Below are 16,001 nucleotides of genomic sequence, written 5' to 3'. Positions count from 1 at the left end.
TGCAGGCCGGTTGTCCGGCCGACCCTCAGAGACAAGGGAGAATGACATGACGACGCGTACCGTCGCCGTGACCGCCGCCGCAGTGGGCGCCGCGGTCCTCGCAACTACTGGTATCACCTATGCATCGGCCGCTGGTTCCCCCCAGGCCGCCCCGTCCGTCCAGCAGGCCGCGCCGGCCGTCCAGCAGGGTGCCCCTGCGGCGGCTCCGCTCGGTGGCGCGGGCGGCAACGAAGGCGGCAACGAAGGCGGAATCGCGGGCGGGAAGGGCAACGAGGGAGGCGGCTACGGGGGTGGCGGTGGCGGTGGCTACGGTGGTGGCCACGGCGGCTACAAGTACGAAGGCCGGATCCACATCAACGAGCGCTCCTACTCCGCCCACCCGGACGGCTGCATCACCGTGGTCAGCGGTCTGGGCTCGCGGAGCTTCAACGTCCGCAACGACAGCCGCCGGACTGTAGAGCTCTTCCGCGGGGCGACCTGCGACAACGGCTCGCCGGTCGCCACGGTCGGCCCCTGGAGCACCAGCAACGGTGTCTTCACCCGCAAGGTCCGCGGTGGCGTGAAGGTCCGCAACGGCGTCGTGGGCAGCTTCCGCGTGGTCAGGGACCACTACGGCTACGGCGACAAGTGGTAACAGCTCCACCCGCCCAACATGGAAACCCCGGCCCGTCGGAATCGGGCCGGGGTTTCCGGCGCGGGGGTACCCCTCGGCGGATGCGCAGATGTACGGATGCAAGGAAGCCGGCCGCATACGCGTGCGACCAGGGCCTGGAGGTCCTATACACCCTCTACGTCATAGTAAGCGGTCATCGAGTTCCCCGCGTGTCGCGGCAAGGCGGCCCCGATCGGCTGCGGCCCTGCAACCCCGATTCCCGGTGCCTGTGGCTGTGGGGTGCTCGATCGGCCGGCACCGCTCGTTCGGACGCGTTGTCCGACCGGCCGTTGCGGCGGGCACTGGTCGGGGTGGTACATCGGAGCCGTGGAGCGATTGCGTCTCATGGCCGCAGGAGCGGGAAGTCGGCTCGGTGCCACAGCTCACGGATGGCAGCGGCGGGTGGCTGGGAAGGGCTGTCCGACGTGCCCCAGGTCTGGACGCTGCTGGTGAGGTGGTTGATCGGCTGCCAGCCGGGGTCACCCGTGGTGGCGAAGCTGACCCATGCGTTCAGCATGCGCCGAGACAGCTCGTGGTCCTCAACGCTCGGTGGTCCGCCGATGAGGAACTCGACGCTCTTGGTACTGAGGTTGCCGAACGCGAAGGGGACGTCCGCGCAGTGCCAGGCGTACACCGCTCCTTCTGGACCGTTGCGCTGACGGGCGAAGCGGGACATGAAGGTTCGGCCGCCGGATTGAGCGTGCTGCTCGGCGAGCCGAGTGCTGTACTCGCTGAACTGCATGTCGCCGAAGATCGCCAGGTAGATGTCGAGGGCGGGAGCGAGGGGCATCAGCGCACGGAAGCCCGGCACCAGGGTGTCGGGGAGACGGAAGTCCTTCGCGAAAAGCGCGAGTTGATCGTCGGTGGTGACCTTGGCGCTGCTGCCGACGGCATCGAGCAGCCGGTACTCCTGCGTCGTGTGGCAGACCAACAGGTCCACTTCGCGGGCCGATCCGGCGGCTGTCGCGGACAACGGGTCGCTGGGCAGGATGCCACCTCCGGCGACGGGACCGTATATCACGGGGTCGTAGTGGCGGTGCCCGGAGAAAGGGTCCTGCCGGTAGTCGTCGACCACCCGGTCGGAGGCGGCGACGAGCGTGTGCGGAGCGGCAGACACCAAGGCATCGGCCGTGCGGGGGATGCCGGCTGCCTCAACAACCTTCCGGGTGGTCTCCGCAGCGAGTTCGATCGAATAGCAAGGGCTCGCGACGCTATGGGCTATGACACGCCGGAACAGACCGCGGGCCTGGTCCATCACCATCAGGCAGGCGGCTGAGGCCGCCCCGGAAGACTGCCCGGCCAAGGTGACGTTGGCCGGATCGCCGCCGAAAGCGGCGATGTTGTCACGCACCCACCGCAGCGCGGCGATCTGGTCGAGAAGGCCACGGTTCTCCGGGTACGGCGACTCGGTGCCGGGCGGAAGATGACCGAAGCCTTCAAAACCGAGTCGGTAGTTGAAGGTCACCATGATCACACCGGCACGGGCCAGTGCGGTGCCGTCGAAATCAGGCTGCGCGGAGGACCCGAAGGTGTAAGCACCGCCGTGGATCCATACCAGGACCGGCAGGGAACCACCGTCGGATGATGGAGCCCAGATGTTGAGCGTGAGAATGTCCTCGTCGCCGGGCGACCAGGCAGGTGCCCCGGGCAGTCTTGCCGACTGCGGAGCTATGGGGCCGAAATCCGTGCACTCTCGAACTCCCTCCCATCCGTGAACCGGACGCGGTTCCCTGAAACGGTCGGTTCCGAACGGTGCAGCAGCGTAAGGAATACCGAGAAAGGCGACGACATCCGGAACTGGCCGATGGCCTTGCACCCAACCGTCGTTTGTCCTACGCCTGTCCACAGGGCTCCTTCGCACGGCATGGTGTCGACCGATCCAGTGACGGCCACTCGGGTGGAGATCGGCCACGGCCCTCAGCCTGTCAGCGAGGCCGGCCTCAGCACCAACGCCTGGATCGGTTCGATTGACGCACTTGCGATGTCAATCATGAACTCGGTCGGCGGCCTCCGAGGCCGAGCGTCTGCCTGTTCCGGATCGCTGACATCCCGCCGGGTCACGGCATCAGCGCCCGGTCCTGCTTCAAGGAGCTCCTTGCCGTCTGACGGTGATCCGGCCGAGGCCCGGCATCGGATCGCGAACGTTCAGATCCACGGGTTCTACGGCACATACGCATTGCGGTCCGCATCCCGGCGTTGTGCTGAACGCGGTCTGCCCTTGACGGACCCACCGGGCGCGCAGTCGGCCGCACCACCACGGACCGAGCCGAATCTGTAGCGGGCCGCAAGTGGTACGTCGCGCCGTTCGCGCCCACTGGTCTGCTCGACATGTGCGCGTCGCGCGCCTGCCACACGCTGTAGACATGACCAACGATGCTCAAGAGGAGTTCCACCCCTCGCCCGTCGTCGTCCTCGGCGTAGTACCGGACGATCCGCCCTACCGAATGGTGGAGATCAACGGGGAGGTGGCTGGGCCTGCCTACGACATGGTGGATGTGATCAGGCTGGCGCACCTGGCGGGGGTGACCGATGTCGACCTCGACGATCCCGCGGTCGTGAGATGGGTCGGCGGAGCCAAGTACAAGTGGGTCCCCTGAACGGGTGGGTCTCTGGCGTATCCGGCACCGCTGCTTCGCCCCCGGCGTCAGCTCGCGTTCCAGGACGTGCAGGCGGGCTTCGAGCATGACGACGAAGATCCATGGCCCCGACGGCGTGCTGCTCGATGCGGAAGCGCCGGGCTGATCCTAGACTGACGAGCGCCCGAAAAGTCCTGAATCTGGAAGGTGTGGACCATGGCCAAGCGAGGGAACAAGCGACGCGCGCGCAAGAAGAAGAAGGCCAATCACGGCAAGCGTCCCAACGCCTGAGAGTGCCCAACATGCGCTCGTGAACAGCCTTGAGGACCTATTGGATGCTCTCGGCGCCGGAGTGGCCGCGCAGTCAGGCGGCGCAGGACTCCGGCACGGGGTCTGGCAGGACGTCATTGTTCTGGCCGGCTTCCAATCGACGAGGGTTATGCAGGTGCGGTCCCTGCGGGAGGCGAACTCGTCGACCAAGCGCCCGCGGGGACCGCTGCTGCATGGGGGATGACCGGCGAGGCCAGGACGACACGTGCGTCGGCGCCGCCGGGCCTGGCTCGAGGAAGCGGCGCTTTGCCGCTCACGCGGTGGGCTGACGAGCAAGGTCCATGAGGCTGAGCAGTTCAGGGAGCGCAATACGGTGCAACGCTGCATCAACAAGATCCAGGCATGGCGTTGGCCACGCGCTACGACAAGACGCCCGTGAGCTGCATGGCGGGGCTCCAAATGCGCGGATCCATCATCTGGAGACGCAGCCTCGACCCGGGGCCGCGCTTGCGGCGCCCGGCCGGCAAGCCGGACGCCGCGACCACTCAGGTCAGGCCGACGCGGTAAGCGCTCCGCCGAGGTGCCGGGCGAGGAACCGGACCGCGCTGTCGGCCTCGAACCGAGGCAGTTCCTTGTGCTTGCCCGAGTTCACGTGCAACGACTTCTCCTTCGAGGCGAAGGCGCCGAACAACGCGAGACCCTCCTCACGCGAAATGTGCTCGTCGTCCCACTGCATGTCGAACTCGATCGGGATGGTGATCAGCTTCGCCTTCTCGGCCAGGACATCGGGCCAGTGCTGGCCGAAGACCGCGGCCGTGACCCTGGGTTCGACGGCCACGAACGGTACGCCGATCGCGGTGCCCATGTTGATGCCCCAGAAGCCGACCAGCCCGTCGGGGCCGATCTCCGGGAGCTCCTGGAGGGCATCCAGGGTCGCCTGGTACTCGGGCACGGCGAGCTCCGCCAGATAGTCGTTGTAGCGCACGACGATCGGGCCTTCCGGCTCACCCGCCGCCCTCGCCCGGAACAGCTCGGCGATCTCCGCCTCGTCGTGCTCCGTGCGCGGCCGGTCGCCGTGACCGGGCGCGTCGATGACGGCGACGTGGAAGCCGCAGCCGGTCACGAGGCGCTGGGCGCGGCCGGACATCGCCGGATGCTTCTTGTGGTTGCCGCCGCCGTGGGCCATCAGGACCAGGGGTGCGCGATCGGCCGCATCGGAGGCCGACGACCAGAGGACGCCGGGGATGCCGCCCACGGTGAAGTCGCGTTCGAGCATGCCGTTCGACGACGACTCGGCGGTGAACTGCAGAGGGTGCATAGGTGTTGCCTTTCGGGAGTGCCTTGTTGTCGAGGCGCTCCCGGCGACACCTACGTCAATCGCCGGCCGTGACGGCAAGGGGGAGCACCCACATGGATACAGCGCTCATGGGTCTCACCTCCTCGGGCGGTGTCACGGTCGACTGGAAGGTATCGCAACGATCGTCATCCCTCCAGCCCTTTTCCTGCGTGTGATCCCAACTCCGGACAGCCTTCAGGGGCTTTCCGCCGAGGAGGACGTGCATCCCAACGTCCGACTGAGTGACCGGACTTGGGGCGTTGCCGTTTATGTGCCGTCGGGTACCCAGCCGGGTTCAAGGCGGTCGAGAAGGGTGCGGAACGCGGCCGCGGCCCGGTCCCAGTCGCCGTCGGCGAGCGACCCGTAGAGTAGTCCGAGGATGGCGTCGACCAGCAGGGTGGCCTCGTTCAGGGCGCGTTCGTCGGACATGCCGAGGCGGACGAAGAGGGGGGCGTGCAGATCCGTCCACTCGTTGATCAGATCGCGCATGAGGGGCCCGTACTGGTCGGGGTGAAGCACACTGGCCGTCATCAGTTCGAACTGGAGCGGCATTACGGCGCGGCGGTCCGGACTGCGGAACTCCTCCCACAGCTCTTCCAGGAAGCGCCGCATGCCCACTGCGTCCTCGGGGGCATCGGCGGAGTTGCCCACATCGCGAAAACGCAGGAGCGGGCGTCGGTCATCCAAGGACAGTGCCTCCGCAACCAAGCGTTCCTTGGTGCCGAAGTAATAGAGGAGCATGCGGTCACTGGTGCCCAGTTCCCGGGCCAGCGGGCGCAGGGACAGGCCCCTCAGTCCATTGCGGAGCACGTATGCACGGACGCGGCGCAGTAGCTCCGCTCGTTTGGCTGGATCAGCCGGCCGCGGCATGAAGCCTCCTCGCCAATGTCCGATTCATACCGAGCTTTACCGTAACACCCGCTACGTGTATATTTAAATGTAACGAACGCTACGTAAACCGACGGGCTCGTAGGGAAGGGACTGATCAGCATGGCTGCCCAGGACGCCGCTCTCGGCAAGGCGAGTGTCTCCGAGGGCGCTCCGTCTTCGTGGTTCGCCCGCCAGCTGGCCCTGTGGTCGCATGCCACGGAGCCCCTGCGGCCGCTGAGCGCTCCCCGCGCCCGGGCCACTGCCCAGGACGCCTCCTGGCCTCTGGCGCCGGAGCTGATCTCCGTCAGCCGAGCCCGCCGACTGGTGATCGCACAAGTCGGCGAGTGGGGAATGAACGAGATGGCCGATACCGTTGAGCTGCTGGTCAGCGAGATGGTCACCAACGCCCTGTGCCACACACGAGGTCCCGTGCGGCTCAATCTCCGGGTCCGCGGTTCACATCTGCGGTGTGAGGTCGAGGACACCAACTCCGACGGTCCGGTACGCCGCACCGCCTGCGCCGACGCGGAGGGCGGGCGCGGCATGGAACTCCTCGACCTGCTCGCCGAAGCCTGGGGCAGTTCCCGTACCGCCACCGGCAAGACCCTGTGGTTCGAACTGCCGGTTCCCGTACCCGCGCAGACCGGCAGGCCCGGCGGCCTCTGAGGCCCGGGCGGCGTCCTTGAGTGCCAGGAGGACAGCGATGGCGATCAGCGGGCCGACAAGGGATCAGCGGCTTGCCGACCGAGCCAGGCCCTCTACCGTGGGCAGCCCTGAAGAGGGCGCGCGGTTCGCCCGGGAGGAGACGGTTCCGCTGGAGGGTGTGGTGCCGAGCAGTGGCGGGCGGCGGGGGAGGTCAGAGGGCGCGGTCCAGGAGCGCCAATAGTGCGCTCCAGTGGCGCTTGTCCGCCGTGCTGTCGTAGGCGGCGGTGTCGGCCTGGGTGAAGCCGTGGTGCGCCCCGGTGTAGATCTCGCTGTGGTGGCGTACGCCCGCTGCGGTGAGGGTCTTGTCGAGGCGGTCGATCTGCTCGGGCGGTAGCGAGGGGTCCTGGTCGGCGTGGCCGAAGTACAGCTCCGCGGTGATCCGGTCCGCGAGCAGGTGCGGGCTGTCGGGTGAGTCGGTGGCCAGACGGCCGCCGTGGAAGCCGGCCATGGCCGCGACCCGGTCCGGGTAGGTGCCGGCGGTGCGCAGGGCCAGGCCGGCGCCCATGCAGTAGCCCGTGATGCCGACGGGCCCGTCGGTGGTCAGTGGGCAGGTGGTCAGCCAGCGCAGGTAGGCGTCTGCGTCGCGCATCGCCAGATCGGGTGTCAGTGACGCCATGACCGGGCCGAGACGCTCGAAGATCTCCGGGCGCCGGGCCGCGTCGATGACATCGGGCAGTTCGACCACCGGGGCCCGCCCATGGCGGTAGAAGACGTTGGGAACCAGGACGGTGTAGCCGGCATGGGCGAGGCGGTCGGCCATTTTCTTCAGGTGAGGGCGGAGTCCGAAGGCGTCCATGTAGAGCAGGACCGCGGGGTGGGGACTGCTGTCGTCGGGGTGGGTCAGGTAGGCATCGGTGGTGCCGTCCTGGGTGGGGATGTCCACCGATGTTCCGCGCGCGGCGGTCATGGGCGGTCTCCTCTCTTCCCCCTCCGCTGCTCGGGGCAAGGAAGGGGTTTCGCGTGGTGGGCCAGTGGGATGGTCTCAGGACGAAGGGGGATCTGCGATGCACCGGAAGGCGGGGGCGAGCACTGGTCGTCGACCGGGTGACCCCGTTCGTCCTTCCATGTGCCAACCGGTCCCTCGGCCGGACCTCCCGCGGTGTACTCAGGCGCTGAATGCTTCTCACCCGTTGAGGTACACGTCCTGCTCTGCACGGCCCGGCGTGCGCCTCCTGCGCGGCGCGCCGCTTATCGATTCGCAGTGCCAGGGTGTGTGCCACGACAACGGATGCTAAGGGCTGTCCCGTAATCCCTGGTGGACCAGCGCGCGGTGTCAGATGCGGCGCATCGCAAGGGTGGTGGGGGCGTCATCGTGGTGGGCGTACGTGGGCGCGGACCAGTGGTTTCCTCGTCCCCACCGGTCGGAACCTGGGCGACGCCGGCCGGTGAGAAGCCATTTGCCACCGCCTCCGGGCGATACGCCCTCACGCCCGCGGCCGAGGCTGGCGTGAGGGTATCGACCGCACCGGGTTGGGGGGCTCCGGTCAAGGGACCGATCCCGTGGGCGGTAGGTATCCGGATCAGCGCTGCAGTGGCATCGACCAGCAGTTGGAGCCGGCTGCCTTGCCCGAGAGGCGGTCGGCCAGCCAGGACACCGCATCGCCCTGGTCGGTGATGAGGGGCACGAGGTGGTTGGTGAGGAGCTTGTCGCCGAGGTCGGGCAGGGCGATGGCCTCGTAGGTGATGTTGCCTCCCTTGCGGCACCAGTCCACGGCCAGTTGACGGGCCTGCTTGTGGGGAACGATGTCGTCCTGAATACCGGTTGCCAGGCGCACCGGGCCGGCGGGCTTGAGTGTGCCGATGCGCTGCTTGTCGAGAGCGGCCTGTGCCCGGGAGTCGGCCGCGATGATGTCGCCGATGGACTTCCCGCTGGTGGTCCATTTGGTGCTCTTGGTGAATCCGTAACCGAAGATCGCGTCGCCGACACACATGGTCGATGCGTCCTTCAGTGCGGCCCTACCGGTGGTGTTGATGTTGGCCTCGACGATGTTCCGCAGGTCGGGGTCGGCCTGGGCGAAGCCGTTGATCGACCAGGCCAGCGCGCCGGCCAGGGCGCTGCCGTCGATGCCCTTCATGACCGAGGTCAGGTCGGCGGGTGGTGCGCCCGCGTAGGTACCGGCCAGATTGACCTCAGGCGCGTACGAGGGCTGCAGCTCGGCGGCCGCGGCGCTGGCCCCTCCGCCCTGGCTGTAGCCGTACAGACCGACGCGTGAATCGGGCGTGATCGACGCTCCTGGCACGCCGCGCGCTGCGCGGGCCGCGTCCAGCAGGGCCTGCCCTTGGTCGAGGCGGTTGACGTAGGTGTGGAGCCGGTCGGTGACACCGAGGCCGACATAGTCGGTGACGACCACCGCGGCACCGCTGGAGAGGAGGCGGTAGATCGCCAAGTCCTCGTAGCCGACCGACACCGTCTCGCCGCTCAAGGTGAGCGGGTACTGCAGCGCCAGCGAGGGCGCGCACTGGTCGCCCTGGCCCATGGTGCCCGAGGCCACCGCCACCAGCGGCCTGGGCCCGTCGCCCTTCCATGCCGCCGAAGGTTCGATGTATGAGCCGGTCACCGCGACAGGTCGTCCGTTGGAGTCGGTGGACCTGTACATGAGTCGCGTCGCCGTACCCGGCATCGGGCGGCCGTCCAGGCCCGGAAGGCTCAGACCGAGGGGCAGGGGTTGGGTACGGATCAGTCCGCCGTTCGTGGACGGCAGTTCGGCGGGCGGGTTGTAGAAGGCGGGGATGGTCACTCCCCGGGACACCACGGGCGCCGACCCCTGGGTGGCGGAGGCGGGTACGGCGTACGTGCCCATACATGCTGCCGCGGCCACCACGACGGCCGGCACTCGCATGTTTCCTCGCCGTTGACGGCGGCTGGGGGAGTCCACCGAGTGCATGGTGCTGAAAGTGGAACGCGAACGGGTGCTCTTGCGGCTCACAGCTCACTCCTCGCTCTGCTCCGATGCAGGTGAGCGCAAGCTAGCAGCGCACACTTACCGCAAGTAACTCGTGAGTAAGTTACGCTATGGTAACTATTGCTTCAGGCAACCATACGTAGCTGTCCAGGTGGTGCCGACGTGGCCCGGGCCGGTGTCACCGCCTGGTTCCACCGAGTCCGACGGGAGCCCGTCGAGGAGTCCGTACGGGTGCCGGTGCAGGGCGATCCGGCATGGAGGCCGGCTCCACCGCATCGTGCCTAATGTGCCTGGTGCGACACCCTCGCTGCTCGGCTGTGCAACGCGAAGTCCGCGCGGACGACCGCACCGGATTGCAACAGCTTCTGGTGGACCAGAGGGTTCCGGCCGACGGACGAGACCACGATGCGGAGGTATCCCTCGGGGAGCCCGGCCGCTGCGTACTCCGTCTGCACCACCGCGGCGGTGGCCTTCGCCGCCCAGCAGGCAGCCGTGGCCTGCTGGCGGCCCGACTCCGGCGGCGATGCGGTCACCGTGCTCAACCGGGCGGTCGATCTGGTCCGCAACGGGCTGTCCTGGGAGCCACCGACCCGCTGAGGACGGCCCGATGGCATGGCGCCGTATGAGGCCTTGCGGAACCACAACAGCTCATGGCGGGCGTTGTTCGGCGCATGGTGCCGTGGCGTTTCGGCACCGTGACCACCTCGATGACCTGTTCGGAGACGCGGCGACCGCGTAGAACTCGGACAGGATTCCCGCGACATCGCCGGCCGCGACCTGCGCTCCGGGGCGTCGGCCCGCTGCCGCAGCTGGGGAAGGTGGTGTGCGGTGGCCGGCGAGGCGAGACTGATTGGTTCGCGGCCGAGCGAGCCCTGGACGGTGCCGTCGGTGACCGCGGAGTCGTCGAAGCGGCCCTCGTAGGTCTGTCGCGCCTGGATCAGCGGCTGGCCGCGTATACCGCCTCCATGTCGGCCGGGGCGGTGTCCGGCCCGCGGCCCGGCATCGATGATGCGCTCCGGATCGCCCGCCGGATGGCCTCGCGGCCCGAATTCATTGCTGGCAGGGAGGAGTCGGCGAGGCGGCGGGCCGGTGGAGCAGTCCAGTGACCAGTAGGTCGAGGTGTCGGCTCAGCATGGTGGCGAAGTCGATGCGGGATCCGGCCAGGCGCGGGTCCTCGGTCGCCGCCAGAACGGTGGGGGAGGGGTTGGCGAAGGGCCACAGGCCCGCCACGACGACGGTGCACAGGGCCGCCAGTTCCCGGGCGGCGTCATCTCCCAGTTCGGGAATGCGGTCGCTGACCAGGCCGGCGAAGCGCACCTGTGCTTTCACATTGGACAGCTTGAAGGCACGCACGGATTCGAGGGAGACGTTGCGTTCCAGGACTGTGGCCAGTGCGCTCCACAGCTCGCACAGCAGGGGCCGCTGCGCCAGGGAAGCCGCGAGCGCGCTGCAGACGACGTGGTGCGACGCCGGACGGGCGGGCGGCAGCTCGCGTTCGAGGGTGTCCAGCCATTCCTGCTGGGAGCGGCGCAGGAGTTCGAGGAAGACCGCCTCGCGGGTCTCGAAGTAGCGCACGACATTCGTCTTCGACAGCCCGACCCGGCGACTGAGCTCGCGCAGGCTGATTTCCGCGATCGGCATCTCACCGAGCAGGGCTTCGGCCGCGTCGAGAATCGTCTGCTTGCGAATCTCGACCTGTTCCGGTCGCCGGGCCCGCTGGAACGCGGTGCTCTCGGTCTGGCTCACGGCCTTCCTCCTAGGTATGGCTCGCCATCAAAGTAGCAGACCCGCTGGTCTCTTGTTAAAGGGCCAGTGGGTTGTTACCTTGGACGACATAGAGGGCCACTGGGCTCTTATTCCGTGGCTCTGCCGTCTCATGAAAGCGACACCTCCCGTGACCTCTTACGACAAGCTCTTCATCGGCGGACGCTGGACCGAACCTGCGGGCTCCGAGACGATCGAGGTGCGTTCTCCGCACGATCAGTCGCTGGTGGGCCGGGTCCCAGGCGCGTCCGAGGCGGACGTCGACCTGGCGGTAGAGGCCGCGCGGCAGGCCTTCGACCACGGACCCTGGCCACGGACGACGCCGCGCGAGCGGCACGCCGTCCTCGCTCGGTTCAACGAGCTGCACACGGCGCGCGGCCGGGAGCTCGCGGCCCTGGTCACCTCCGAGAACGGCACCCCGCTGTGGTTCACCCGTCTGCTGCACAAGGGCGGGATCGCCGAGCAGACCGCCTCCTACCTGCGGGCATCGGAATCCTTCGGCTGGGAGGAGCGACTGGAATCCGGCACGACGGTCCGCCGTGAGCCGGTCGGGGTGATCGCCGCAGTCATCCCGTGGAACGCACCCCATCAGTCGGCTCTGGCGAAGGTTGTTCCCGCCCTCCTCGCGGGCTGCGCCGTCGTCCTCAAGGCCGCGCCGGAGACCGCGCTCGACGCCCTGGTGCTCGGCGAGATCTTTACCGAGGCCGGTCTGCCGGAGGGCGTTCTCAGCATCCTGCCCGCCGGTCGGGAAGTCAGCGAGTACCTGGTCTCGCACCCGAGCGTGGACAAGATCGCTTTCACCGGTTCAACGGCGGCAGGCCGCCGTATCGCCGCGATAGCGGGCGCCCGGCTCAAGCGCGTGAGCTTGGAGTTGGGCGGCAAGTCGGCCGCGATCATCCTCGAGGACGCCGACCTTGCTGCCGTGACCGAGGGGCTGAAGACGGCGTCTCTGGCGAACAACGGCGAGAGCTGTGTCGCCCAAACCCGCATCCTCGCGCCCCGCAGCCGCTACGAGGAGATCGTCGCCGCGCTGGCCACGATGATGGAGGGGCTCACCGTGGGGGACCCCTCCGACCCCACCACCTTCATCGGTCCCATGGTCCGCGCCGACCAGCAGCAGCGCGTGCGGAACTACATCGACCTCGGGATCAAGGAGGGCGCGCGTCTCGTCGTAGGCGGATCCGACGTGCCGCAGGGACTGGAGGGCGGCTTCTACGTGCGCCCCACGCTGTTCGCCGATGTCGACAACAGCATGCGCATCGCTCAAGAGGAGATCTTCGGCCCCGTTCTCGTCGTCATCCCGTTCGAGGACGAGGAGGACGCCATCCGGATCGCCAACGATTCCCCCTACGGCCTCGGCGGCGGCGTGTGGAGCGCCGATACCGAGCACGGCATGGAGATCGCCCGCCGGGTCCGCACCGGAACGTTCTCCGTCAACGGCGCCCACGCCGCGTTCGACGGGCCGTTCGGCGACTACAAGACCAGCGGCATCGGCCGTGAATTCGGGTTCGTCGGACTGGGCCAGTACGTCGAGTTCAAGACGATCAGCAGTTGACGCAGCCGAGCGGAACCGCCGGGCGACCGGCCGGACGTGACCCGCTCACCGCAAGTGGCGAAAAGGGACCGGCCCTGGCCACTGCCTTGCACCGGCCGGCCCCGCACCACAACCACCCGGGCAGGGCCCGCAGTCTCGGGTCCACCGGCTCCCCCTGTAAACAACACCGCTCGCGAGGCGCCGTCCCGCTGTGCGACGCCTTGCGAATCGGGAAGAAAAGAGTGAACCAAGATGATCGTGTACGACAAGCTCTACATCGGCGGCGCCTGGACCACCCCCAGCTCCCCTGACCTGTTGGAGATCGTTTCTCCGCACGACCAGTCCGTTCTGGGCCGTGTCGCACAGGCCGCTCCGCAGGACATCGACCGGGCCGTGGCCGCGGCCCGTGCGGCGTTCGACGACGGGCCGTGGCCGCGTACGGATCCCAAGGAGCGGCAGGAGATCATCCGTCGTCTCAACGCGCTGCGTGAGGCGCGAGCTGACGAGATCGCCGCGATGATCTCCGCGGAGAACGGCTCGGCCGGCTGGTTCACCAAGATGGGCCAGCCGTTCCTGACCCGACAGATCAACTCTTATGTCAAGGCCGCCGCGGAGTTCGGCTGGGAGGAGATCGTCGATCCCTCCGACCCCGAGGCTCCGTACGACACCATCGTGCGCCGGGAAGCGATCGGGGTGGTCGCCGCGGTGATCCCGTGGAACTCGCCCTTCTCGGCGGCGATGGCGAAGCTGACCCCGGCGTTGCTGGCCGGCAACACAGTCGTGCTGAAGACCTCGCCGGAGAACTCGCTGAGCATGATGATGCTTGCCGAGCTGTTTGCCGAGACCGGCCTTCCCGAAGGTGTGCTCAGCATCCTGCCCGCCGACCGGGAGACCAGCGAATACCTGGTGTCGCACCGCGATGTGGACAAGATCGCGTTCACCGGTTCCACCCGGGCCGGCCGTCGCATCGCCTCGATCGCCGGCGAGCAGCTGAAGCGGGTCAGTCTCGAACTCGGCGGCAAGTCGGCCGCGATCATCCTGGAGGACGCCGACCTCGGCAAGGTGACCGAGGGGCTGAAGTTCGGCTCGCTGGGCAACAACGGCGAGGCGTGCATTCTCCAGACGCGCATCCTCGCGCCGCGCAGCCGCTACGAGGAGGTCGTCGCCGCGCTCAAGGAACTGGTGGAGTCGGCGAAGGTCGGCGACCCGGCCGACCCCGACACCTTCGTCGGCCCCATGATCCGTCCGGATCAGCAGGAGCGGGTGATCTCCTACATCCAGGTGGGCATCGAGGAGGGCGCCCGGCTGGTCACCGGTGGCACACAGATCCCCGCGGGTCTGGAAAGCGGCAACTACGTCACCCCGACCCTGTTCGCCGACGTCGACAACAGGATGCGCATCGCCCAGGAGGAGATCTTCGGCCCGGTGCTCGCCGTCATCGCCTACGACGACGAGGACGACGCGGTCCGGATCGCCAACGACTCCGAGTACGGCCTGTCCGGCGGCGTGTGGTCCGCCGACCCCGACCGGGCACTTGAGATCGCTCGGCGGGTGCGTACCGGCACACTCACCATCAACGGTTCCCCGATGAGCTTCGACGGACCGTTCGGCGGCTACAAGGCCAGCGGCATCGGCCGCGAGTACGGCAAGGTCGGCCTGACCGGATACGTCGAGCACAAGACCATCACCCGCGTCCGCCGAGTGCGCGGAAGCGCCGACTAGCGGGCCTGGCCCGCCGGCGCTGTCTGCTCGACGCCGGCAGCATCCAGCAGGGCCGCTGCCGTGACCACGCCGATGCCGGCGAGCGCCTGGGACTGTACGACGACCCGGGCGCTCGCGCCGTCGAAGACGATCGTCAACTGCACGGCCAGGCCGTCCGGATCCTCAGCCCCGGCGGTGACGAGCTCGGCCCGGAAGAAGTCGGTCAGATGCTGCTTGAAACGGCGCGCGACCACACTGCCCGGATGCCCGGGGTCCTTCAGCTCCACCGCCGCACTCACGAACGGGCAGCCGAGGAAGCTGCCCTCGGCGGTCATCCGGTCCTGCCGCTCGAACACGGTCAGAATGCGCTCGCGCGGCGACCGCTCGTCGTCGGGGCCCGGCAGCAGGGCGGCCTGGTACGTCGGGCCGCGGCTGGCGAGGCTTTCCGCGATCACCTCGTCCTTCGACCGGAACAACTGGTACATCGACTTCTTCGAGACCCCGGCGGCCTTGCACAGCGCATCCACGCCGATGTTGATGCCTTCGCGGTAGAAGAGTTCGCCCGCCGCTTGCAGCAGTCGCTCGCGGGGTGTCGTCGAGGTCGTCATGTCATCGAGGGTACCGGCTGGGCTTGCCGTCGGAAACAGATCGGTTTACGATAGTGGAAACAGATCGGTTTCCAATTTTGCTGGAGTCAAAGTGACCACTCTCGAAGGCGCCGTCGTACTCGTCACCGGCGGCAACCGCGGCATCGGCAAGGCGATCGTGGACGAGCTGCTCGCCCGCGGCGTGAAGAAGGTCTACGCCACCGCACGGAACCCGCAGCCGAGCACCGACCCCCGCGTCGTACCGCTGGCTCTCGAGGTCACCGACCTGGCCTCGATCGAGGCCCTGGTGGCGGCCGCGCCCGATGTCACCGTGCTGATCAACAACGCCGGCAGCAACGCACCGGACACCTACCTGGACGTACCGATCGAGGACATCAGGAACGTCTTCGAGACCAACTTCTTCGGCCCGCTGAATGTGACCCGGGCCTTCGTCCCGGTGATCGAGCGCAATGGCGGCGGCCACATCCTGAACGCGCACTCGGCACTTTCCTGGATGGCCCGGCATGGCGCGTACTCCGCCACCAAGGCCGCGTTCTGGCTGCAGACCAACGCCATCCGGCTTGAACTGCTGGACCGTGGCATCGGCGTGACAGGCCTGCACATGGGATACGTCGACACCGACATGACCGCCGAGGTGACCCAGCCCAAGTCGAAGCCGGCCGACATCGCCAAGGAGGCACTGGACGGGATCGAGAAGGGCGCGTACGAGGTGCTCGCCGACGAGACCTCCCGCCAGGTCAAGGCCGCCCTGTCGGGCGACATCACCAACATCTACCCGGAACTCGGCTGACCGGCCTCTTGCCTTCGCCTTCTTGGCTCCGGCAGCCGTCCGGCGCGCCGTCGAAGCACGTGGGCGGCCACCGGGACACGCAACACCAATTACTGCGTTCCCGCAGCTCGGAGGAAGTGGTGTGGGGGGGGGGGGGGGGGGGGGGGCGCCCCCCCCGGGGGGGGGGGGGGGGGGGGGGGGGGGGGGGGGTGGTGGGGGTGGGGGGGGTGGGGGGGGGTGGGGGGGTGGGGTGGGTGCGGCTGGGGCGGTCGGTGGCGTTGGAGTTCCGGCCTATGGGGGGTGGGTTCGGCGG

15 protein-coding genes are annotated in these 16,001 nt (G+C 68.3%); 8 read left to right on the top strand and 7 right to left on the bottom strand.

Going from position 1 to position 16,001, the window contains the following annotated elements; translation table 11 throughout:
- Nucleotides 1-46 precede the first annotated feature (46 nt).
- Complete coding sequence (locus tag ACFYP5_RS32730) at nt 47-634, top strand: hypothetical protein (protein WP_389038185.1); 588 nt, start codon at nt 47-49, stop codon at nt 632-634.
- A 361-nt stretch (nt 635-995) separates the two neighbouring features.
- Here ACFYP5_RS32730 and ACFYP5_RS32725 read toward each other — a convergent pair whose 3' ends face one another.
- Complete coding sequence (locus ACFYP5_RS32725) at nt 996-2,498, bottom strand: carboxylesterase/lipase family protein (protein ID WP_389042588.1); 1,503 nt, start codon at nt 2,496-2,498, stop codon at nt 996-998.
- A gap of 517 nt (nt 2,499-3,015) precedes the next feature.
- Here ACFYP5_RS32725 and ACFYP5_RS32720 point away from each other — a divergent pair.
- Together ACFYP5_RS32720 and ACFYP5_RS32715 are read left to right on the top strand one after the other, a co-directional pair.
- Nucleotides 3,016-3,249 carry a hypothetical protein gene (locus ACFYP5_RS32720; protein WP_389042586.1) on the top strand — a complete coding sequence of 78 codons (234 nt, stop codon included), beginning with the start codon at nt 3,016-3,018 and terminating at the stop codon, nt 3,247-3,249.
- A 195-nt stretch (nt 3,250-3,444) separates the two neighbouring features.
- Nucleotides 3,445-3,519 carry a 50S ribosomal protein bL37 gene (locus tag ACFYP5_RS32715; protein WP_100661309.1) on the top strand — a complete coding sequence of 25 codons (75 nt, stop codon included), beginning with the start codon at nt 3,445-3,447 and terminating at the stop codon, nt 3,517-3,519.
- A gap of 529 nt (nt 3,520-4,048) precedes the next feature.
- On the opposite strand, the gene ACFYP5_RS32710 is transcribed toward ACFYP5_RS32715, so the two are convergent.
- Entirely contained in the window at nt 4,049-4,816 is a 768-nt protein-coding gene (locus ACFYP5_RS32710; RefSeq protein WP_389042585.1) for an alpha/beta hydrolase, read from the bottom strand.
- A 285-nt stretch (nt 4,817-5,101) separates the two neighbouring features.
- Complete coding sequence (locus ACFYP5_RS32705; protein WP_389042583.1) at nt 5,102-5,644, bottom strand: TetR/AcrR family transcriptional regulator; 543 nt, start codon at nt 5,642-5,644, stop codon at nt 5,102-5,104.
- A gap of 180 nt (nt 5,645-5,824) precedes the next feature.
- Between ACFYP5_RS32705 and ACFYP5_RS32700 the strand changes: the two genes are divergently transcribed.
- Nucleotides 5,825-6,370 carry an ATP-binding protein gene (locus ACFYP5_RS32700; protein WP_389042581.1) on the top strand — a complete coding sequence of 182 codons (546 nt, stop codon included), beginning with the start codon at nt 5,825-5,827 and terminating at the stop codon, nt 6,368-6,370.
- 190 nt (nt 6,371-6,560) lie between these two features.
- Here the strand turns inward: ACFYP5_RS32700 and ACFYP5_RS32695 are convergent, their stop codons facing one another.
- Both ACFYP5_RS32695 and ACFYP5_RS32690 read right to left on the bottom strand, forming a co-directional pair.
- A complete protein-coding gene (locus ACFYP5_RS32695) occupies nt 6,561-7,316 on the bottom strand; it encodes a dienelactone hydrolase family protein (RefSeq protein ID WP_389042579.1) in 756 nt (251 codons plus the stop codon).
- A 613-nt stretch (nt 7,317-7,929) separates the two neighbouring features.
- Entirely contained in the window at nt 7,930-9,336 is a 1,407-nt protein-coding gene (locus tag ACFYP5_RS32690; RefSeq protein ID WP_389042578.1) for a lipase family protein, read from the bottom strand.
- Nucleotides 9,337-9,717: 381 nt separating this feature from the next.
- Between ACFYP5_RS32690 and ACFYP5_RS32685 the strand changes: the two genes are divergently transcribed.
- Nucleotides 9,718-9,909, top strand: coding sequence for a hypothetical protein (locus tag ACFYP5_RS32685; RefSeq protein WP_389042576.1), 192 nt, complete (start codon nt 9,718-9,720; stop codon nt 9,907-9,909).
- Nucleotides 9,910-10,362: 453 nt separating this feature from the next.
- Here the strand turns inward: ACFYP5_RS32685 and ACFYP5_RS32680 are convergent, their stop codons facing one another.
- Nucleotides 10,363-11,058, bottom strand: a complete 696-nt coding sequence (locus ACFYP5_RS32680) for a TetR family transcriptional regulator (RefSeq protein WP_389042575.1) — start codon at nt 11,056-11,058, stop codon at nt 10,363-10,365.
- Nucleotides 11,059-11,206: 148 nt separating this feature from the next.
- Here ACFYP5_RS32680 and ACFYP5_RS32675 point away from each other — a divergent pair, with 148 nt between their 5' ends.
- Complete coding sequence (locus ACFYP5_RS32675; RefSeq protein WP_389042573.1) at nt 11,207-12,631, top strand: aldehyde dehydrogenase; 1,425 nt, start codon at nt 11,207-11,209, stop codon at nt 12,629-12,631.
- Nucleotides 12,632-12,862: 231 nt separating this feature from the next.
- Nucleotides 12,863-14,332, top strand: coding sequence for an aldehyde dehydrogenase (locus ACFYP5_RS32670; protein ID WP_389042571.1), 1,470 nt, complete (start codon nt 12,863-12,865; stop codon nt 14,330-14,332).
- On the opposite strand, the gene ACFYP5_RS32665 is transcribed toward ACFYP5_RS32670, so the two are convergent.
- Nucleotides 14,329-14,919: a TetR/AcrR family transcriptional regulator gene (locus tag ACFYP5_RS32665; RefSeq protein ID WP_389042569.1), complete on the bottom strand. Its 591-nt coding sequence runs from the start codon at nt 14,917-14,919 to the stop codon at nt 14,329-14,331. The two genes, ACFYP5_RS32670 and ACFYP5_RS32665, sit on opposite strands and share 4 nt — an antisense overlap.
- Nucleotides 14,920-15,010: 91 nt before the next feature.
- Here ACFYP5_RS32665 and ACFYP5_RS32660 point away from each other — a divergent pair, with 91 nt between their 5' ends.
- Nucleotides 15,011-15,709, top strand: coding sequence for an SDR family oxidoreductase (locus ACFYP5_RS32660; protein WP_389042567.1), 699 nt, complete (start codon nt 15,011-15,013; stop codon nt 15,707-15,709).
- Nucleotides 15,710-16,001 lie beyond the last annotated feature (292 nt).

The organism is Streptomyces sp. NPDC005262, from assembly GCF_042872425.1.
Classification (GTDB): Bacteria; Actinomycetota; Actinomycetes; order Streptomycetales; family Streptomycetaceae; genus Streptomyces.
The sequence above is the reverse complement of the archived record's forward strand: the minus strand, read 5'-3'. Positions and strand labels throughout refer to the sequence as shown.